Here is a 21,273-nt window from a genome sequence, read left to right as displayed (position 1 = left end):
GATCCGCCGGGCTGGTCAGCGCATCCCGCGCAGCGCCCCCCGGAGGCGTTCCTGGGCCTGCGTACGCCGTTCGTTGCTGGCCCCGAGCACCAGCAGCACGATGCCGACCGGGATCAGCACCAGCCACGGCCCGAAGACGGTCAGCAGGTGCAGGGTGGCGATGACCGTCACCGCCGCACCGATGATCACCGGAGCCTGCTGGCGCCGCCACGAGCCGAAGATCAGCACCGCGACGCCGCCGAGCAGGAGCAGGATCTGGCGCAGGTCGCCGCCCTCGCTGCCGAGCACGATCACCAGCGTGGGCAGGAACGCGGCGACCAGCGCCGGCCCGTACGCGACCCAGCTGCTCAGGTCCGGGCGGTGGCGCAGCTCCAGGATCCCGACCAGCAGCGCGAGCGCCGCGAACGGCAACGTGTACGCCTCCGGCAGGGCCACGTCGGCGATGCTCATCAGCAGCCACCAGGCGCTGATCTCGCACGCCACCGCGGCCCAGAACAGGATCCGCCGGGCGATCACCCGCCGCCCCGGACGGGTGGCCGCCACCCCGAGTACGGCACCCCAGGCGGCGAGCAGGGCGGCGATGTGCCGGGGCGAGTCGAAGGCCAGTGCCCCGGCGATGAGGGCGGCACCGTACCCGGTCCACTCGACGGTGGCCGCCTCGCGCAGCGACTCGGGTTGGCGCAGCCGGGGCAGGGTCGCGGCGAGCAGCAGCAGCGCCGCACCGACCGCCAGTACGCCGAACGCGGACCAGACCGGGTCCAGTCCGGCGACCAGCCCCACGGTGAAGACGAAGAGTTGGGCCATGACCGAGGCGAACAGCCAGCCGAGGATCCTGGCCGCCTGGGTCCGCCCGGCGAACGCGGCGATCCCGCCGACGACTACCGCGGCGCCCAGGGTGAACAGGGTCAGCTCCCGGGTGGCCAGGGCACCGGCCAGCCCGGCGCCGCCGGCCGCCAGCCCGATGGCGAAGACCAGGATCCGGGCGAGCCGAAGCGACCGGGCCCGTTCCACGTCCGGCGGCGGTGGGGTGAGCGCCAGCCCGAGCATCGCGATGGTGAAGACGGCGAGCGCGGCCATGGTGCTGTTCGGCCAGCCCAGCCCGACCGAGATCGGTGCGATCAGCACGGTGATCGCGGCTCCGGGCAGGACCACCGGGATGGCCCGGGCGGGTCGTCCACCGGTGAATCCGGTCGCGGCCAGTGCCGCCGCGACGGTCAGCAGCAGCGCGGCGAGGACGTGGGTGGGGTCGACCGCGCTGCCGGTCGGGTTCGCCAGCGTCTCCGGCGCACCGTCCCAGATCCCGTAGAGCACCTGGTACGGCTCCATCAGCGCGGCGACCAGGACCGGTCCCAGGGTCGCCACGGCAACCAGGGTCGGCAGTACGGCGGCGGCCATCGCACCCACCGCCGGGCTGATCGCCCAGCGCCCGCGCGGCTGGTCCGGCATCCGGCGTACGGTGCCGCCGAGCATCACCGACCAGCGCCGGATCGGCCGGATCCCGGAACCGGGCGGTGGAGTGGCCGACCGGGCCAGTTCGGCGAGTACGCCCAGCAGCGCGGCGGCGGCGGCGTAGACGCCGGTGGGCAGGTCGGTGGGGATCGAGGCGCAGGCGGTGATGGTCGCCCCGCCGACTACACCGAGGGTCGCGTACGGCAGGTAGCGCGGGACCCACCGGCGGGCGAGGGTGAGCAGGGCGACGCCCAGGCTCGACGCGGCCAGGGCACTGGTCAGCACGATCTCGGCCGGGGACCCGAGGGCGGCGGCGAGGGCGGCGAACGCCCCGGGCAGGGCGAGCAGGGCGCCACCGGTCGCGGCACCGCCGATCTGACCGAGGTGCGGCGGCAGGTCGTCGACGGGTTCGGGACGTCGGTCGGGGTCCCGGTCGGTTTCGTCGTACCCGAGGTCGTCGTCGTCCGGTTCGCCGGTCTCCGTACGGGCGGTGTCGGGTGCGGCGGCGTAACTGCCGAGCACCCGGGCGAGCACCGCCACCACGAGCCCGACCAGGGCGACCACCCCGAGTGCGGCTGCCGTGGTCCAGGGCCGGACCAGGCTGGCTCCGACCGCGTGCAGGGCCACCACGGCGGCGACGGTGGCCCGGGTCAGGCCGGCGCGGGGGTCGGCGGCAGCGGCGGCGGCCATCCCGTACGCGATCGCCACCGCTCCGCCGACGACGATCGGGGACCACCAGGGCAGGTCGAGGGCGGCCGGGGTGCCGATGGTGGCGAGCCCGACGCAGACACCGGCGACGTCGTACTTCCACGGGCGCGGCAGCGCGGCGGCGGCTGCGGCGGCGAGCAGGACCAGGGCGATCGGTGCCTGCCAGGCGCTGTCGCCGGTGCTCCCCATCGGCCACGCGTCGAGGTCGGCGGCCCAGATCCGGCCGGGGGTGGCCAGCACCCGCAGTCCACCGCTGAGCGCGGTGTAGCCGGCGATCAGGGCGATCACGCCACCGCTGAGTGCGATGCCGAGGATCGGGCCACGACGCCAGTCCTCGGGCAGGGCGCGTACGCCGACCGCGACGACCAGGACGAGCCCGGCGGCGGCGGCCAGTTCGGCGCCGGGGGCGAGGATGCCGGCGATCCGGGCCAGCGCGCCGACCAGGCCGGCGGTCGCGGCGGCGGCGGCGAAGTCGGAGCCGTCGAGGAGCCGGTCGGCGCGCCGCCCGGAGTCGATCGACGGGGCGAGGAAGAGCAGGACGGCGGCGACCATGAGCAGGGCGCCGACCCAGGCGTCGGCGACCGTGGCACCGGGTGCGCCGAACGCGGCGGCGGTGACGGCGAGCGCGCCGAACCCGGTGCCGAGGGTCAGCGGGAGGCTGATGTGACGTTGCGAGACCTGGGCGATGGCCGCGTACCCGAGGGTCGCGCAGACGGCCAGGTAGCTGGCCGCGAGCACCGGCTCGGTGGCGTCGCGCAGGGACATCGCGGTCGGCGTCGGGTCGACCGGTACGGTCGCGGCGACAAACGCGGCGACCGCCCCGGGCAGGGCGAAGGCGGCTCCACCGGCGGCCCAGGAGGTCACCAGGTGGGCCGATTCGCCGAGGGAGACGGCGGGCAGGCGCGGCGCCAGGCTGATCAGCAGGCCGGCGACGGCCAGGGTAAACAGCACCGCCGCGGTGAGGCTGGGGCGGGCCGCCGCCGCTCCGGCTCCGGCCAGTCCGAGCACCGCCGCCGCGCAGGTGTGCGCGAGCGCGGCCCGGCGGGTGTCGGCGGTGAGGCCGACGACGCCGATCCCGATGGCGACGAGGACCGGTGGCCACGGCGCGGCCATCCAGGGGAGCCCGAGCGAGGCGGGGGCGGCCAGTGCGGTCAGCGCGGCGCCGGTGACGGCGAACTCGCGGCGTACCTCGGCCGGGAGGGCGAGCACGGCGGCGATGGTGAGCAGGAAGGCGGTCGCGGCGAGTTGCCAGGCGGCCGGGCCGACGGTGTCCGCGAGGGTCGTCGCGTAGTCGTCGAGGTCGGCCCGCCAGACCGGCAGGGCGGCCTGGATCGGGGCCAGCGCCGCGCGCAGGGCGCCACCGGCGACGACCACACCGATGACCACCAGTGCGACCGCCGAGGCGAGCTGTGGCCCGCGTCGGGCCGCCGCCGGTACGGCGCGTACCCCGAGGCCGGTGAGGGCGACAACGACGGCGATGAGGAGCAGGGCCCGGCCGGGTAGCGCGACGGCGGCGATCCGACCGGCCGCGCCGATCACCGCGAGGGTCAGGATGCCGGCGGCGAGCGCGGGCAGCGGTGCCCGGCCGATCATGAGGGCGCCGGCCAGGCCGATCGCGGCGGCCAGCACCAGCACCACACCGGCGCGGAAGGCTCCCGGTACGGTCTCGGTGCCGACCAGGGCGATCACCGCGTAGAGCAGGGCGGCGCCGACGGCCACCCCGTGCAGCGCCCAGGTCAGTTCACGCAGCCACGGGGTGTTCGGCACGGCGGTGGCGGTCCAGGCGGCGGCGGTACGGGCGGGCCGCGGCGGGTCCGGTTGCTGCGGCTCGCGGGTTGTACGGCCGGTCCGTCCGTCCCGTTGCGAGCCGGGCACGATGAGTACGGCATCCGCCTCTTCCGGCGCCGACTCCGGCCGCCCCAGCCCGCCGTCGCCGTCCTCGTCACCGGCACGCCGTTGCTCCCCGGCACGCCGCTGCGGGTCACCGGTGCCCGGGGTGTCCTCGTCGGGGGCGACACCGGTCCGGGACGCACCGGGCCGGCGCTGTGCCGGGGGCGGCGGTGCCACGAGCCGGCCGTCGCGGGTGAACGCCCGGGCCAGGATCAGGTCGATCGCGGCAACCGCGGCCAGCACCAGCGCCCACCCGGTCGCCCCGTTGATCCACTCGTACGCGAGCAGGGGCAGTACGGGCTGTCCGGCGATCACGGTGGCGTACCGGCCGACGTGCAGGCCGGTCATGCTGCCGTACAGCCAGCCGACCCCGGCGGTGACCAGGCAGGTCAGGCCGGCGAACACACTCCCGGAGAGGCCACTGGTCCAGACCGCGTCGATGGCCCAGACGGCGTACCCGTTGAGCGGCACCAGGAGCAGGCCGACGGCGGCGATCGTCTCGGCCGTGGCGGTGAGCCCGCGCCGGGCCACCACCGGCGGTGCGATCAGCATCAGCGCGGTCGCGGTGAGCAGGATCGCCACCCGGCTGAAGTCGTTCTGGGAGCTGATCGCGACGGCGGCGAAGGCGACGGCGGCGACGCCGAGCAGCAGCGCGCCGAGGCCGAGCAGGATGTTCTGCACCTCGCGCGAGGAGGCTTCCGGTTGGTTGCCCGGCGGCGGCTCGACGCCGGGGCGGCCTCCGGGCCGGCGGACGCCGGTCGGTGCGGTACGCCGGGGCGGGGGTGGCGGCGGTGGTGGGGGTGGCGGCGGTGGTGCCTCGCCGCCGGTGGGGGTGGAGCGGGGGACCCGGGGCGGCGGTGGCAGGCCCGGTTCGGCGGTCGGGGGTCGTCGCCCGGCGCGGCGGCGCAGCACCCGCCGGGGCTTGGTCGCCTGTTTGAGTCGTTCGTCGTTGGCGTGGGTGAGGATGTCCCGCTGGAACAGTGCCGCCTGCATCTTCGCGGCGAGTTGGCGCTGTTCGCTGGCGATGGCCGCGTCCCGCATCTTGATCTCGGCGATGGAGCGTTCGATCCGCGCCAGGTCGTCCGCCCACTGGCCCTGCTCAGCCCCGCAGTGCGGGCAGCGGGGGGCGGCTTCGATCTCCCGGCCGCACGAAGAGCACCGGTACGTACTCATGCAACCTCCCGAGGCGGCGGCCAGCAATGTGGACTCACCTGGAAGCATGCCGAAAGCAGGCAACGGTTGAACAGACCCTCGCCGGTGGGAGATCGGAAAAAGCCGGTCACGGATCCGATTGGATCCGTGACCGGCCGAGTACGTTCACGTCCGGGAGTGGTGACTCCGGGTCAGGGGCGACCCATGCCCCGGTATTCCCAGCCGGCCTGGGTCCACAGTCCGGAGTCGAGGCAGTTGCGGCCGTCGACCACCCGGCGACCGGCGGCGAGTTCACCGAGGGCGACCGGGTCGGCGTTGCGGAAGTCGGCCCACTCGGTGAGCACGCAGACCAGGTCGGCGCCGGTGACGGCGTCGTTCATGCTGGCCTCGTAGTTCAGGTCGGGCTGGGCCCGGCGGGCGTTCTCCATCCCCTCGGGGTCGAAGATCCGCACGTCGGCGCCGGCCTTGGCGAGCAGTGCCGCGACAGCCAGCGACGGCGCGTCGCGTACGTCGTCGGAGTTGGGCTTGAAGGTGGCGCCGAGGACCGCGATCCGGGTGCCGGACAGGTCGGGACCGGCCGGGCCGTAGCGGCGGCCGAGCAACTCGGCGGACAACTGCAACACCCGGGTACGCCGCCGCAGGTTGATCAGGTCGACCTCGTGCAGGAACCGGAGCGCCTCGCCGGCACCCAGCTCCTGGGCACGGGCCTGGAACGCCCGGATGTCCTTGGGCAGGCAGCCGCCGCCGAAGCCGACGCCGGCCTGGAGGAACCGGTTGCCGATGCGCGGGTCGTAGCCGATCGCGCGGGCGAGCTGGGTGACGTCGCCGCCGGCGACCTCGCAGACCTCGGCCATCGCGTTGATGAACGAGATCTTGGTGGCGAGGAAGGCGTTGGCCGCGACCTTGACCAGTTCGGCGGTGGCGAAGTCGGTGACCACCAGCGGAACCTCGCGGTCCTCGGTGGCGGCCAGGTCGAAGACGCCCTTGTGGGCGGCGTAGAGCATGCCGTTCGCCCACTCGCTCTTGACCCCGACGACGATCCGGTTGGGGCGGAGCACGTCCTCGACGGCGAAGCCCTCCTGGAGGAACTCGGGGCTCCAGGCGACCTCGACACCCAGGTCGGCCGGGATGTGCTTGCCGACCAGTTGCTCGATCCACTCGGCGGTGCCGACCGGAACTGTCGACTTGCCGACGATCAGGGCCTTGCGGGTCAGGTGCTGGGCGAGCCCGGTGACGGAGGTTTCGACGTACGACAGGTCGGCGCCCATGCCGTCGGCCCGTTGCGGGGTGCCGACACAGATGAAGTGGACGTCGCCGAAGTCCGCGGTCTCCTGGTAGGAGGTGCTGAACCGGAGCCGGCCGGCGGCAAGGTTGCGCCGCAGCAGTTCGTCCAGGCCGGGCTCGTGGAACGGCACCTCGCCGCCGGAGAGCTTGGCGATCTTTTCCGCGTCGACGTCGAACCCGATCACGTCGTAGCCGAGTTCGGCGAAGCAGATGGCGTACGTCGCACCCAGGTAGCCGGTGCCGAGGAAGGTCAGCCGCGGCCGCGCCGCGCCGGATGGAGGGCTCACCGCGACGATTGCCGGCTTGGGTTGTGTGCTCGGGTACGGGATTGTCACGCCTTTTCTCTCCGCTCGCACTGGGCGGCGCTTCCTTGCGTCGCGGTGGGCAGGGCGGCGTCACCACGACGCCAATTGGGACAAATCAGTTGCTAGTGCTTTTTTAGTTCGCTACTGCGAGGGGCCGGCTCGAACGCCGACTGCGCAGGCAACGACAGAGGCAGAGCTTACGCGGCCCGGTCGGGCCACCGCCCGTTCGGTCGGCATCTTCACAATCCCGCGCGACGTGCATCCGGATGTGCGTACGTCGCGCGTTGCCGCCGTTCGCCCGATCCCACCTCGCCCAAATTGATCTTGCCCCCTCTATGTAAGGCACCTAGGCTCCGATCCACCTGACGCCCGCTTCGCAGAAGGGGACAAAAGTACTACATGAGAATATCCCGCGCTAACTACCTGCCGGCCCGTCGCCGGCTGGCCGCCGGAGCGGCGATCGCCCTGGCGACCTCGCTGCTACCCCTGCTCAACGTTACCGCCGCACACGCGACCACCCCGTCGCCTGCGTGTGTCCCCGACCCCACCGCCCACCTGGACTCGGTGCCCAGCCCGGAGGCCGCCCTCGGCTTCCCGCTCGGCACCGGCCAGGAGCGTGTGGTCACCAGCGACGAGATCCGCTCCTACCTCGGAGCCGTCGACGCGGCCTCCGACCGGGTCGTCTCCGGCACCATGGCGACCAGCGTGACCGGCCAGGCGCTGCCGTACGCGATCGTGTCGAACTCGGCGAACGTCAAGCCCGCCGCGCTGGACGCGATCACCGAGCGGATCAAGGACCTGCGCGACCCCCGCAAGACCAGCCCGGCCACGGCCGCCGGTACCGCCCTGCGCGGCCCGGCGATCGTCTGGGTCACCGGCAACGTGCACGGTGGCGAGAAGAGCGGCGCCGACGCGGCGCTGAAGACCCTGTACGAGTTGGCCGCCGGGCTCTCCTGCGACGTGGAGAAGCGCAACCAGGAACTGGTCACGGTGATCGTGCCGACCCAGAACCCGGACGGGCGCGACGCCAACCGGCGGCAGAACGAGTTCGGGTTCGACCTGAACCGGGACTGGTTCTCCCGTACCCAGCCGGAGACCGACGCGAAGCTGGAGATGCTGCGGGAGTACCCGCCGCAGGTCTACATCGACGCGCACGAGATGGGCGGCCGGGAGTACTTCTTCCCGCCGAACGCCGACCCGATCCACCACGAGATCTCCAGCGAGGTCGTCGACTGGATCAACCGGATCGGTGAGGCGAACAAGGCGGGCTTCGGTTACAACGGGGCCTGCACCGCCACGGTCACCACCGAGTGCTACTTCAACTACGACACCTATGACCTCTTCTTCATGGGGTACGGCGACACCGTCCCGGCGACCGGCTTCGGTGCCGCCGGGATGACGTTCGAGAAGGGCAGCAGCTCGGCCGTACAGGACCGGGTGCAGCAGCAGTTCAACACGCAGTGGGCGACGCTCGGCTGGGCCGCGGCGAACAAGCGCGAGGTGCTGAACGGCTACTACAAGATCTGGCAGGACGCCCTGGCCGAGGGGGTGGCCGGCACGCTCTCCCCGAACGAGGTGGTCCAGCCCACCAACGAGGTCCAGTTCCCGGTGCCGGACGTCAACATCAAGTCGTACTTCCTGCTTCCGGACCGGCAGCTCGCCGACGTCCGGGCGCTGGTCGAGCGGCTGCGCAAGATGGATGTCGAGGTCTACGAGCTCAAGGAGCCGGTGACCGTACCGACGGCGAAGGTCTTCGGCGGGCGTACGGCGACCGACGTGGTCGTACCCGCGGGCGCGTACTGGATCAAGATGGACCAGCCGCAGAAGCACTGGATCCAGGCGACCCTGGGCGAGGACCCGTACACCCCGTTCCCGTACTTCTACGACGTGTCGTCGTGGAGCAACCCGCTGCTGATGGGGATCAACACGATCTACACCGGCGACGTGGTCAACCCCCGGGCCAACCGGGTCAAGGAGAACCGCGGCGGCACCACCTCCTTCGTGGGGGACGGCGGTTCGTACCAGTGGAAGCTCGACTCGGCCGCGGCGGCCAAGTTCACCTTCGCGCTGCTCGACAAGGGCGTACCGCTGGTCCGTGACCTGAACACCAACCTGGTCGGCATGCGGTCCGCCCGGCTCACGCCGAAGCTGGACCAACTCGCCGCCTCCTACGGCGTGACCCTGCACCCGAACCGCCAGCCGGCCACGGGCGTCAAGCTCACCCAGCCCGACGTCGGCCTGTACGCCGGCACCGGGATCAGCACCACCTCCGGCTCGTACGGCGAGGCCCGGTTCGTGCTCGGCGACCAGTGGGGTCTCGACCTCACCACGGTCACCACCGCCGACATCAACGACAACACGACCCGGTTCACCGACCGGAGCACCCTGCTGGTGCCGGACGGCAGCAACGCCACCGGCGGGCTCACCGCCACCGGCCAGGCCAACCTGCGCGCCTGGATCTCGGCCGGCGGCACCTACATCGGGCTGCGCAACGAGGGCACCCGGATGGCCCGTGCGGCCGGGCTCACCTCGACCACCGAGGTGACCAAGCCGGCGGGCTACACCATGGTCGGCTCCCACCTGCGGGTGGACGTGGACCACGACAGCCCGGTGGCCCTGGGTCGGCCGGCGGAGGACTTCGAGTTCAACAACGGCGACTCGGTCCTGCGGCCGAGCACGACCGGTGTGAACGTCCTCACGTACCCGTCGGACGACCGGTTCTGGCACAACGGCTACACGGTCGGCGAGGACCTGCTCAAGGGCACGGTCGCGCTGGTCGACGAGCCGACCGGGGACGGGCACGCGGTGCTCTTCGCGTTCAACCCGCTGTTCCGGGCGTACAACGAGAGCGGCCTGCACCTGGTCGCGAACGCGCTGCTCTACCCGTCCGGCGACGAGCCGAAGACGCTGCGCCGGATGACCGACGCGGTGTCGCCGGAGCGGGCCGCGGCTGCCGCCGCACCCGCCCCGGAGAACCTGGGTGGCCAGTGGCGGCCGATCACCATCGAGGTGGCCGCCGCCGACCAGGCCCGGACCGAGGCCGTGATCGCGAAGTACACCGGTGACGCCCGCGCGTCGGTCGCCAACGGTTCGAGCTTCCTGGTCATCCCGAACCCGGACGGACTCCAGTCCGACGAGCACCCGTACCTGGGTGACCTGGTCCGGGAGCTGCGTACGGCCGGAATTCCGGTGCGTTCGCTGGTCGGTTGACCGGGTCGGGTGATCCGGTCGGCTGACCTCCCGGCCGACCTGCGAGACCCCGACTGAACACTGGTGGACCCCGGTTGACCGGGGTCCACCGGGGGCGGGGCTAGTGAACTTTGTTACCGTTCAGTAGCCCCGCCCCACCTCGGCGCGGTACAACTGGGTCCACGAAGTTGTGTTCCCCAGGGGAGGGCCGCGATGAGCAGCGAAGCGTTCGACGTCTACCAACTGCCCGAGGAGCACGGGGCGATCCGGGAGGCGGTCCGGGACGTCTGTGACGCCAAGGTCGCGCCGCACGCCGCCGAAGCCGACGAGACCGGCGAGTTCCCCAAGGCGTCGTACGAGGCCCTGCGCGCCGCCGACTTCCACGCCCCGCACATCCCCGCCGAGTACGGCGGCGCCGGTGCGGACGCCCTCGCCACCGCGATCGTGATCGAGGAAGTGGCCCGCGCCTGCGCCTCGTCCTCCCTGATCCCCGCCGTGAACAAGCTGGGCACCATGCCGCTGCTGCTGGCCGGGTCGGAGGAGCTGAAGCAGCGCTACCTGCCGCCGGTCGCCCGGGGCGAGGCGATGTTCTCGTACTGCCTCTCGGAGCCGGAGGCGGGCAGCGACGCGGCCTCGATGACCACCCGCGCGGTGCTCGACGGCGACCACTACGTGCTCAACGGCGTGAAGCGGTGGATCACCAACGCCGGCATCTCGGAGTACTACACCGTCTTCGCGGTGACCGACCCGTCCGCCCGCTCGCGCGGCATCTCCGCCTTCGTGGTGGAGAAGTCCGACGCCGGGGTCAGCTTCGGCGCCCCGGAGAAGAAGCTCGGCATCAAGGGCTCGCCGACCCGTGAGGTCTACCTCGACAACGTACGGATTCCCGCCGACCGGATGATCGGCGAACCCGGCACCGGCTTCGCCGCCGCGATGCGCACCCTCGACCACACCCGCGTCACCATCGCCGCGCAGGCGCTCGGCATCGCCCAGGGAGCGCTCGACTACGCCCTGGGGTACGTCAAGGAGCGCAAGCAGTTCGGCAAGCCGGTGGCGGACTTCCAGGGCATCCAGTTCATGCTCGCGGACATGGGCATGAAGCTGGCCGCCGCCCGTGAGCTGACGTACGCGGCGGCGGGAAAGTCGGAGCGCGGTGACGCCGACCTGACCTACTTTGGCGCGGCGGCGAAGTGCTTCGCCTCGGACGCCGCCATGGAGATCACCACCGACGCGGTCCAGTTGCTCGGCGGCTACGGCTACACCCGCGACTACCCGCTGGAGCGGATGATGCGGGACGCCAAGATCACCCAGATCTACGAGGGTACGAACCAGGTGCAGCGGATCGTGATGGCCAGGCAGTTGTTGAACGGCATCGCCTAGGCTGCTCGCCCAGCCCGAAGTCATGGTGGCGGACCGGGTTGACCTCGGTTGGCGCCGGCCGGTGGTCGAGGGCACACGGTCGATCGGCCGTGTGCCCTCGATCCCGGTCCTGGAACTGCCGGCGCGTGCCGGAAGTGGCCGACCGCTAGTTCGCAGGCGGGATGTTGTGGTTGATCCGGAACAGGTTCGCCGGGTCGTACCGCCGCTTGATCTCGCGCAGCCGGGGGTAGGCATCCTGCGACCAGGCCAGCGCCGCGGCCTGCGGCTCCGCGTCGCCCGCGAACATGAAGTTCAGGTACCGGCGGCCGGTCGACCACGGTGCCAGGGCGTCGACCAGCCTCTGCTCGTAGCCGTGCAGGGCCTCGGCGTCCGGCGGGCCACCGGCGGCCGCGAGGAAGATGTTGAAGAGCGTCGCGTCACGGTTGGCCACCGCGTTCGGCACTGCCGGCGGCCGGGCCAGTGCACCGCCCAGGTGGCGGATCTCGGCCAGGACCAGCGGTGAGGCCGCGTCCGGGCCGGCCAGCCGGAGGAACTCGTCCACCGCCTCGGCCGGCAACTCGCGCAGGAGTGCACCGTGCTCGAACAACGGCAGCGGGTCGACCGGATCGTTGTGTACCGCCGCGACGGCCGAGTACGGCATCTCGCCGACCGCGTCGATGATCGGCTCGCCCAGCGCCCGGAACGGCGCGACCAGCCGTTCGCCTTCCGCCGGGTCTCCGAGGTACGTGATCCGCAGGTGGGCCACCAACCGGTCGCGCAGCGGTTCCGGCACGAACGGTAGCGGCGGCAGGTGCAGCAACCCGACCGAAGCTGACATCTCCTCCGGCACGTCGGCCGTCCACTCGCGGAACAGGTGCAGCACCTTGCCGGACAGTTCACCCGGGAAGAAGATGCCGCCGCCATAGAAGCCGGGGATCGGGAACAGGTCGATCTCGATCGCCACCACGACCCCGAAGTTGCCCTTCCCGCCGCGCAGCGCCCAGAACAGGTCGGGCTCGGAATCCGCGGTGACGCGCCGCAACTGGCCGTCCGCGGTCACAACCTCCAGGGCGGTGACGTGGTCGGCGGCGTAGCCGTGTTTGCGGCCGAACGGCCCCAGACCTCCGCCCAGGGTGTACGAGACGACCGTCACCGTCGGCGACGAACCGTTCAGGCCCGCCAGGCCCACCTTGCCCGCCTGCTCGATGAGGTCGGCCCACCGGACTCCCGCCTCGACCCGGGCCGTACGGGTGCTCTCGTCGATCGCCAGCCCGGTCAGGCGCCGGGTCGAGATCAGAACCGATCCCGCCGACGACACCGAGCTGCCGTGACCCGCGCCCAGCACCGCGACCGGCAGTTCCCGAGCTGCGGCGAACCTCACCGCGGCCCTGACGTCGGCCGCGTTCATGGCGCCGACCACCACGGCCGGCGTGTGCACCACCGTCAGGTTGTACGTACGAAGCTCCTCCGCGTAGCCCCCATCCTCCGGCAGGAGGACGGGACCGGTCACGATCGCTCGAAGGTCGCCAACAGACGTTTGTGTGTTCATGGAGATTGGCCTTTCTGGGTGGTACCGGGCTGCTGGACCATCGAGCCCGGACCACGGTGAAAATGGGTGGAACGTGTGTCACAGGGTCGGGATCAGGCCACCGTCGATCAGGATGTCGGCACCGGTGATGTTGGTGGCACGGCCGGAGGCCAGCAGCAGGACCACGTCCGCGACCTCGTCCGGCCGGGTGAAACGCCCGGTCGCGGAGCCGCTGACCGCACCCTTGGCGACGTCCTCCGGGGCCAGGTCGCCCGCTGCGCCGACGGTTTCGGCCACCCCGCCGACGCCCAGCCACAGATCGGTCTCCACGGGCCCGGGGCTGACGGTGTTGACCCGTACGCCCTGCGGACCGACCTCTTTCGACAGCGCCTTGGAGAAGTTGGCCAACGCCGCCTTGCTGGCGCTGTAGTCGATGACGAGCGGGTCGGGAAGCGACGAGTTGACCGAGCTGACCGTGACGATCGAACCGCCCTGCGGCAGCATGTGCGGCAGGGCGGCACGGGTGACCCGTACGGCGGACAGGAAGTTGATGTTCAACGTCTCCAACCAGTCCGCGTCCGAGATCGACAGGAACCCGCCGGTGCGGGGGCGTACCCCGCCGACGTTGTTGACGAGGATGTCCAGCCGGCCACCGAGCAGGGCGGTTCCGGCCTCGACGAAGGCGGCCGGGCCGTCCGGGGTGCTCAGGTCGACGGTGACCGGGTGGACGTGGCCGGTCAGGGCGAGGGCGGCCAGTTCGGGCGTGCTGGTCCGGGCCCCCGCGACGACGCTCACGCCCTCGTCGACGAGGGCCCGGACGATTGCCAGTCCGATGCCGCGGCTGGCGCCGGTGACCAGGGCAGTCTTGCCCGAAAGATGAAGATCCATTGGTTGCTCCGGGGACGAGGGGCTGGCGATCGGCAGTTATCTGAGGAGGGTGGCCGCACCGAGCGACACCCTGGCCCGTACGCGTGGACTCAGCCTTACAGGTTCTGATCCTTCAGCCAGGTCAGGGCGGTGTCGGCGACTTCCCGCCAGCCGGAGTCGATGGTGAGCGAGTGCGCCTTGTCCGGGAAGTCGATGATGTCGGTGACGGCGTGCGAGTGGCGGTACTGCTTGAGCGTCGCCCGTACCACGGTCTCGGGCACGGTGTGGTCCTTGCCGCCCGCGATCAGCAGCAGCGGTCCGCGTGACTCGTTCGCGGTGTCCACCTTCGCCGGCGAGTGCGGGTTGAAGTTGGCGGCGGCGGCCTCGAAGAGCGGCTTGCCGGGCGCGGGAATGGACCAGCGGTCGTACAGCTCCCGGGACTCCTGCTCGGAGACGGCGTTACCGAAGGCATAGCGGAACTGCTCGGGGGTGAGCGAAACCGACCTGCTCTTGTTCGCCGGATTGCCGAGCACGGGGAACCCGGACCGCAGCGCCGACAGCGGTAGGGGCAGCACGCCCTTGATCTGGGCGGCGTCGATGGCCACCGCCGCAACGCCGAGGTCGAGGCCGAGCAGCTTCTGGGCGATCATCCCGCCGAAGGAGTGCCCGACCAGGATCGGGGCCGAAGGCAGCCGCTCGATGATGCCGGCAAAATGCGCCACCACGTCGTCGATGCCGTGGCCGGCGATCGCGTCGGGATTCGCCCGCGACGCCGCGACCGTGTCGCCGTCGCCGGGCCAGCCCGGAGCCTGTGGTGCGTAGCCGGCGTCCTGGAAATGTTGCACCCACGGATCCCAGGAGGAGGCGTGCAGCCAGAGGCCATGGATGAAGAGCACGGGCGTTCTCACGGAGGTCTCCACTCGTCACCGTCCGGGCGCCGAACGCACCACAGACGTCGCTCCCGACCGTAGGACGGCGGAGGGCCTGCCATCTTCGGTCGTGGGCGTGAGTCATCCGCGCTTGGTCACCGGCATCAGGAGCGCCGGCTAGCGTCAACTGACTGAACTTGGCCCCACCCGAGCCGGGTTGCCGGGGATGCCCAGCGCGGCACCCAGTTGACTGCGGGAGACGATTCCGAGCTTGGGGAACATTCGGTACAGGTGGGAGCTGACCGTGCGGTGAGACAGGAACAGGCGCTGGCCTATCTCGCGGTTCGACAGGCCCCGCGCCGCCAGTTCGGCGATCTGGGCCTCCTGTGGCGAGAGCAACTCGCGCGGGCTCGACGTCGGCTGCCACCCGCGTTCGCCCGTCGCACGCAGCTCCTGATCGGCCCGCTGCGCCCAGGTGCGAGCACCTATCGCGTCGAAGGTGCTCCGCGCCGCCCGCAGTGGTTCCCGGGAGTCGACGACGCGTCGTTGCCGACGCAGCCAGGAGCCGTAGGCCAGTTCGGCCCGGGCCCGGTGCCAAGGCAACTGGCGACCCGTACCGTCCATGGCGGCCCGGAAGAGCGACTCGGCCGACGCCGGGTCGGCCAGCACCGCTCTCGCGTACTCCAAGGCGATGGTCGATCCCGTCGAGGGCGAAGCACCGGCGAGATCTTCCAGGGAGGTCAACACGGATCTTGCCTCGGCATGACGGCCGGTGCGGACGGCGGCGTCGGCGAGGTAGCTGAGAGCCCACACCTGCTGTACCCGTTGAAATGCGGGGTCGCCCGGTGTGTAAATGCGGCGAAGCTCGCCGTACGCCTGATCGTGACGGTTCGCGCCCAGCTCGGCGATGCCACGAGCGAGCTGTACGCCGGCGAGCAGGGACGATGCCGCATTCGGGGTCCGCAACGCCACCTGCTCGGCTTCCGAGAGCAGATCGTGGCGGGTGTCCCAGCCCTTGGCCACCGCGTCGATCAGTGCCACGGCGATGCGTGCGGTGGCGGCCCAGAGGGACTGGCCGGTCTCGTCGGCGAGGCGCATGGCCTCGTCGGCCGAGTTCGACACGTCGAAGATGCCCAGGTAGATCTCGGCCCACCCACGTATCGCCAGCGCCTCGGCGAGCAGGCTCATCCGGCCCTGCGCGCGTAGCTCCTGGACCGGCGTGGACAGGAAGGTGATGGCAGAGCGGAAATCGCCCGTGCAGAACGCGGCGATGCCCAGCAGGCCCGCTGAGTCCGGTCGCCCACCGGCGTCCGCGGGCCACCGGGAGAGCTGCTCGATGACCATCGGCCCCTGCTCGTGGGACTCGGAGAGCGCGTAGATGGCCAGCAGCCGAGGGTCGTGGGCCGGCACGCTCACCCGCTGGGCCGCCACGACGATCTCGTGCCGCACCGTCTCACCGGGGTCGCGCCACCACACCCTGCGGGCCGCGCCGACCAGCAACTGCATCGCGAGGTCGACGTCCTGGGCGTCCGTGGCGTGCTGTGCCATGCCGACCAGGTGACGTACCTCCGCGGGTTCACCCGTCGAGCCGTCGTGGAACACGCCTTCCAGCCAGGTCAGCCTGGACCGGTCACGGTCCCGCAGTGTCATCCCCGAGACCTGCGCCTTGATCTGTTCGACCTGGCTGAACCGGCCGAGCTGGTAACCGAGTTCCGCTGCGCTGAGCAGGCGGGCGGCTCTGGACTGCGGGTCCGGACTCAGCGCGGCGGCCCGCTCCAGCCATGCGGCGGCCGAGGCGACCGCACCGCGGCGTTGGGCGTGGTCGGCCGCCTGTTCCAGTTCGGCCGCGACCTGCTCGTCGCGTCCGGACAGGGAGGAGGCTCGGTGCCACACCGCGCGGTCCGGACGGGATGCCAGGACGCGCGCGAGCGCCGCGTGCGCCCGCTGGCGTGTGGCCGGCGGCATCGCCTGCCGAAGGGCCGAGCCGACCAGCGGGTGGGCGATGCGGTACCGCTCGCCGACCACGGTCAGGAGCCCGTGCTCGAACGCCGGCTGGGCCGTGGCGCGGTCGAGGGGGGAGCCGTGGAGGATCTGGGCGGCCGCGAGGACGTCGTTGATGTCGTCGCCGTCGTCGACCGCGGCGACGGTCAGGACCGCGCGTACGGCTGGGGCGAGGTGCTCGGCGCGCGCGGCGAACGTCCGTTCCAGCCGCGTGGTCATCGGCAGGTCCTCGTCGAACTCGGTCGACGCGGACCGCCCCGACTCCAACGCGGCGGCGAACTCGAGTAGGGCGAGGGGATTGCCGCGGGCCTGCGACAGCACGCGCTCACGCAGCGCCGAGGACAGGTGTGGTGCCCGTGCGTCCAGCAACGCGGCCGACGCGGTCTCGTCGATGCCGCCCAGCTCCATCCATTCGACCGCGTACGTGTCGTTGAACGGCAACGCCTCCGGGCGGGACGTGCAGAGGACGATGATCCGCTCACTGGCGATCCGGCGGGTGACGAAGGCGAAGGCGTCCGTCGACGGCTGGTCCATCCAGTGAAGATCGTCGAGACACACGAGGACGGGCGTCTGTCCCGCCGCGTCGACGAGCAGCTCCAAGACCGCCAGGAATGTGAAGAATGGATTTGCTTCATCCGAATCGCTCATGGCGAAGCAGGCGAGGAGCGCGTCGCGTTGCAGGGCCGGCAACCGGTCGACGCGGGGCAACAGGGGCCGGAGCAGTTGGTGAAGGCTGGCGAAAGGGAGGTGCGTCTCGGACTGACTGCCCTGCGCACTGAGCACGGTGATCCCGAGCGACCGCGCGTGCTCCACGACCTGCGCCTGCAGTGCGCTCTTGCCCACCCCCGGCTCTCCGAGCAACCCGACCGCGCGACCCCGGTGACCGATGTCGTCGAGATGTCGGAACAGGGATCGCAGCTCGTCGTCGCGCCCGACAAGGCGCTGACCGGGGATGATGCTCACGGGTCGAGCATCCAACTGCCGGCGCCCCCGTGTCCAACGGGGGCGCGCAGCCATGCTGAGTGGTCCTCGCGCCTGGTGGCGACCGGGCGGATATCCGCCGGATGTCCGGATGCACCCCGATCGTCGCGCAACAACCTCACCGGCGTCGACTACGAAGATCACGCTCGCTTCGCCAGATCGGCGAAGAGGGCGACGGTCCGGTCCCGGTCCTCGGGCAGCCCGACCGGGAAGATGATCAACTCGGTCGCGCCGGCGTCGGCGAAGCGGGCCAGGGTCCGCTCGACGACCGTTTCGTCACCGACGACCAGGGTCTCCTCCGGTCCGCTGAAGCCCTGCCGGTCCAGCAGGGCCCGGAACGTGGGCAGGGTGGCGGCCTGGCTGAAGTTCCGGGCGACGCCCGCCCGGGTGGCGTCCACGTCCGAGGTCACGGACGCGAGCAGTCCGACGGCGATCCGGGGTACGACGCGTCCGGCGGCCGAGGTGGTGACGGTCGGTACGACCACCTCGTCGAGAAAGCGGGGCGTCACCCACATGGTCAGGGCCCCGTCGGTCAACTCCCCGGCGAGGGCCAGCATCCGGGGTCCGTTCGCGGCGAGCAGCAGGGACGGCGGGGTGGTGCCGGGCGCCGCCACTCCGCCGACCGCGCTCACCCCCGTGCCGCTGACCTGCACCTCCTCGCCCCGAAGTACCGGTACGAGGACGTCCAGGACCTCCCGCGTGTGCCGCAGGGGCGGGTGCCAGTCCAGCCCGTACCGGCCCCGTACGACCGGTGCGTGGCTGGGTCCGACGCCGACGGTCAACCGTCCTCCGGTGGCGGCCTGCGTCGTCAGAGCCTGCGCGGCCAGGGCGAGCGGGTGACGCGGGTACATCCCCACGACCGACGTCGCCACCTCGATCCCGGGCGCGCGGTCGCCCAGCGCGGCGAACACCGCGAGCGGATCCCAACCGCCGTGCTCGCCGAGCCAGAAACGCGAGAACCCGCTCGCCGCCGCCTCCTCGATCTCGGTCAGTAGATCCGGGAGGGGTCCGGTGCCGTAGCTGGACAAACCAATTTGCATACGGCCAGCTCACCGCGTACGGCTGCGTTGAACAATGGTCAAGTAGCCTCTCCAGCGATAAGCGATCGTGATCGGAGTGCCCGTGGAACTGCGACAGTTGCGCTACTTCGTGACCGTCGCCGAGGAGCTGCACTTCGGCCGGGCCGCCGCCCGGCTCGCGGTGGCGCAGCCGGCGGTGAGCCAGCAGGTCGCGCGGCTCGAGCGGGAGCTCGGGGTACGTCTGCTCCGGCGTACCTCGCGTCGGGTGGCGCTCACCTCGGACGGGAGTCGTCTGCTCGTGGAGGCACGGGCCGCGCTGGCGGCCGTCGACCGGGTCCGGGACGTCGCCGACGAGCTTTCCCGGGGCCGGACGGGTGTGTTGCGGCTCGGTACGAGCCGGGGACTCGGAGACCGGCTGCCCCGTGGTCTCGCCTCGCTCCGCGCGCTGGCGCCGGGCATCGAACTCGTCCTGGTCGACGGCCCCGGCCAGGCACATGCCGCCGCGGTCGGCGCGGGTGAGCTGGGTGCCGCCATCGTCCGGGGCGAGGTCGAGGCACCACGGGTACGCGCGACACCGCTCGGGCACGACTCCTACTCCGCCGTCCTCCCCGCCGACCACCCCGCCGCCGGGAGCGGAACGGTACGGATCGAGGCGCTGGCCGACCTGCGGCTGCGGCTGCCCTCGCGGACCGAGGATCCGTCGCTGCACGACGCCGTACTCGCCCGATGTGCCGAGGCCGACGTGCTGGTCCGCCGGGGACGCGACCTCACCTCGGTGGAGGACACCGTCCTCGAGATCGGTGCCGGCTCGGGTGCCTGGACGGTGCTGCCCGACACCCTGCTCGACGTGTCGGCCTGTGCGCGCAGCGTCGGAGCCCGTACGGTCGCCGTCCGGCCCTTCGATCCGCCGCTGCGTCTGCCCGTACGCCTGCTCCTGCCCGCCCGGCAGCCCGACCCGTGCGGTCAGGCCCTCGTCGACGCCTTCCGGTGACCGGTCCGGTCAGTCCTCCGCCGCTGCCGGATCCGGCCCGGTGTCGGCGGGGGTCCGGGGCGGGGCCAGGCCGGCGCGGATGATCGGGTAGATCCGGAGCATCAGGTCGCTCTCGCCGCGGAAACGCCGCATCGCCTGTAGCCCGACGATCAGTGTCTTGACGTCGCTCGCCTCCAGATCCGGCCGGACGGTCCCGGCGCGCTGGGCCCGGGCGAGGATCTCGGCCACCATGCCCATGAACTCGTGTTCGGCGTCCGGCAGCGCGGCCACCAGGTCGAAGGAGTTACCGGCCAGCGCGTCGGTGAACCCCAGGTCACTCGCGCCCTGCTCGGCCATCTGCAACAGGAACGCGTACAGCCCTTCTCCCGGGTCGGCCGCGGTCTGGGCCCGCGCCCGCTCGACGATCTGCCGCATCCGGTCGGCCACGATCGCCTGGAGCAGCGATTCCTTGGTCGGGAAGTGCCGGTACACGGTGCCCGCGCCGACACCCGCCCGGCGGGCGATCTCGTCGATCGGGACACCGGCCCCCTCCGTGGCAAAAGTCTCGTAGGCGACCTGCAACACCCGGGCCCGGTTCCGTGCCGCGTCGGCGCGCAGTGGTCGAGATCTCTCCGTCACGCCGCAGCCTCCCTGTTAAACGGGGCGCGCGTTCCGCTACGGTGGGAACCGGAACGCACGCCCCGATTATATCTGGAGGAACCATGGCCAAGTCGCGGTGGACCGCCGACGACGTACCGGGTCAGCAGGGCCGGGTCGCCGTGATCACCGGGGCCAACACCGGTGTCGGCCTGGAGACCGCCCGGGTGCTCGCCGCGCGTGGAGCGTCCGTGGTGCTCGCCGTACGCGATCTGGAGAAGGGGAAGGTGGCGGCGACCCGGCTCACCGCCGACGTCCCGGGCGCCGATGTCACCGTGCTGCGGCTCGACCTGACCTCGCTGGCCTCGGTCCGCGCCGCCGCCGAACAACTGCTCGCCAGCTATCCGGGCATCAACTTGCTGATCAACAACGCGGGCGTGATGTACGCCCCGCAGCTCGCCACGGACGACGGCTTCGAGCTGCAGTTCGGGACCAACCACCTGGGCCACTTCGCGCTCACCGGCCTGCTGCTCGACGCGATGCTGCGGACACCCGGCTCCCGCGTGGTCACCGTCAGCAGCGCCGGCCACAAGCAGGGCGGAGCCATCGACCTCGACGACCTCAACTGGGCCGAACGGCCGTACCGCAGGGTCGACGCGTACGCGCACTCCAAGCTGGCGAACCTGATGTTCACCTACGAACTCCAGCGCCGGCTCTCCGTACGGTCCGGGACGATCGCCGTGGCCGCCCATCCCGGCGGATCGGACACCGGCGGGTCCAGGAAGTCGGTCTCCCAGCAGCCCGCGCTCTTCCGGGCGGCGTTCGCCCTGGTACGCCCGCTGCTGCTCCAGTCGGCCGAGATGGGCGCGCTGCCCACCCTGCGCGCCGCGACCGACCCCGCCGTACAGGGCGGCCAGTACTACGGCCCGGACGGGTTCATGGAGAGCAAGGGGCACCCGAAGGTGGTGAGGTCGAGCGCCGCGTCGTACGACGTCGCCACCCAACGTCGACTCTGGGCCGCCTCCGAGGACCTGACGGGGGTGCGTTTCCCCGTGTGACCTCGGAGGTGCCGAACACCATGAATCATGACGAAACAGGCCGAAGA

12 protein-coding genes are annotated in these 21,273 nt (G+C 71.7%); 4 read left to right on the top strand and 8 right to left on the bottom strand.

Annotated features, from left to right (window positions below; all coding sequences use genetic code 11):
- Positions 1 to 15 precede the first annotated feature (15 nt).
- Positions 16 to 5,220 (bottom strand): SCO7613 C-terminal domain-containing membrane protein, encoded by a 5,205-nt coding sequence (locus OIE47_RS08270; RefSeq protein WP_326560918.1) that lies wholly within the window; start codon positions 5,218 to 5,220, stop codon positions 16 to 18.
- 170 nt (positions 5,221 to 5,390) lie between these two features.
- Positions 5,391 to 6,818, bottom strand: coding sequence for a UDP-glucose dehydrogenase family protein (locus tag OIE47_RS08265; protein ID WP_326560917.1), 1,428 nt, complete (start codon positions 6,816 to 6,818; stop codon positions 5,391 to 5,393).
- 369 nt (positions 6,819 to 7,187) lie between these two features.
- Between OIE47_RS08265 and OIE47_RS08260 the strand changes: the two genes are divergently transcribed.
- Both OIE47_RS08260 and OIE47_RS08255 read left to right on the top strand, forming a co-directional pair.
- Positions 7,188 to 9,998, top strand: a complete 2,811-nt coding sequence (locus tag OIE47_RS08260) for a M14 family zinc carboxypeptidase (RefSeq protein WP_326560916.1) — start codon at positions 7,188 to 7,190, stop codon at positions 9,996 to 9,998.
- A 192-nt stretch (positions 9,999 to 10,190) separates the two neighbouring features.
- Positions 10,191 to 11,357 carry an acyl-CoA dehydrogenase family protein gene (locus OIE47_RS08255; protein ID WP_326560915.1) on the top strand — a complete coding sequence of 389 codons (1,167 nt, stop codon included), beginning with the start codon at positions 10,191 to 10,193 and terminating at the stop codon, positions 11,355 to 11,357.
- 145 nt (positions 11,358 to 11,502) lie between these two features.
- Here OIE47_RS08255 and OIE47_RS08250 read toward each other — a convergent pair whose 3' ends face one another.
- The 5 genes from OIE47_RS08250 to OIE47_RS08230 all read right to left on the bottom strand — a co-directional run bounded on the left by OIE47_RS08250 (position 11,503) and on the right by OIE47_RS08230 (position 18,622).
- Positions 11,503 to 12,846: an FAD-binding oxidoreductase gene (locus tag OIE47_RS08250; protein WP_326560914.1), complete on the bottom strand. Its 1,344-nt coding sequence runs from the start codon at positions 12,844 to 12,846 to the stop codon at positions 11,503 to 11,505.
- Positions 12,847 to 12,963: 117 nt separating this feature from the next.
- Positions 12,964 to 13,752, bottom strand: coding sequence for an oxidoreductase (locus OIE47_RS08245; protein ID WP_326560913.1), 789 nt, complete (start codon positions 13,750 to 13,752; stop codon positions 12,964 to 12,966).
- Between the two features lie 95 nt (positions 13,753 to 13,847).
- Positions 13,848 to 14,639, bottom strand: coding sequence for an alpha/beta hydrolase (locus tag OIE47_RS08240; RefSeq protein WP_326560912.1), 792 nt, complete (start codon positions 14,637 to 14,639; stop codon positions 13,848 to 13,850).
- 144 nt (positions 14,640 to 14,783) lie between these two features.
- On the bottom strand, positions 14,784 to 17,564 hold the full coding sequence (locus OIE47_RS08235; RefSeq protein WP_326560911.1) for an ATP-binding protein: 2,781 nt from the start codon (positions 17,562 to 17,564) through the stop codon (positions 14,784 to 14,786).
- 158 nt (positions 17,565 to 17,722) lie between these two features.
- Complete coding sequence (locus tag OIE47_RS08230) at positions 17,723 to 18,622, bottom strand: TIGR03564 family F420-dependent LLM class oxidoreductase (protein WP_326560910.1); 900 nt, start codon at positions 18,620 to 18,622, stop codon at positions 17,723 to 17,725.
- 67 nt (positions 18,623 to 18,689) lie between these two features.
- On the opposite strand from OIE47_RS08230, the gene OIE47_RS08225 reads away from it, so the two are divergent.
- Positions 18,690 to 19,592 carry a LysR family transcriptional regulator gene (locus tag OIE47_RS08225; RefSeq protein ID WP_326560909.1) on the top strand — a complete coding sequence of 301 codons (903 nt, stop codon included), beginning with the start codon at positions 18,690 to 18,692 and terminating at the stop codon, positions 19,590 to 19,592.
- 9 nt (positions 19,593 to 19,601) lie between these two features.
- On the opposite strand, the gene OIE47_RS08220 is transcribed toward OIE47_RS08225, so the two are convergent.
- Complete coding sequence (locus OIE47_RS08220; RefSeq protein WP_326560908.1) at positions 19,602 to 20,210, bottom strand: TetR/AcrR family transcriptional regulator; 609 nt, start codon at positions 20,208 to 20,210, stop codon at positions 19,602 to 19,604.
- A gap of 83 nt (positions 20,211 to 20,293) precedes the next feature.
- Between OIE47_RS08220 and OIE47_RS08215 the strand changes: the two genes are divergently transcribed.
- A complete protein-coding gene (locus OIE47_RS08215) occupies positions 20,294 to 21,226 on the top strand; it encodes an SDR family NAD(P)-dependent oxidoreductase (protein WP_326560907.1) in 933 nt (310 codons plus the stop codon).
- Positions 21,227 to 21,273 lie beyond the last annotated feature (47 nt).

Source organism: Micromonospora sp. NBC_01796 (assembly GCF_035917455.1).
GTDB lineage: Bacteria > Actinomycetota > Actinomycetes > Mycobacteriales > Micromonosporaceae > Micromonospora_G.
The sequence above is the reverse complement of the archived record's forward strand: the minus strand, read 5'-3'. Positions and strand labels throughout refer to the sequence as shown.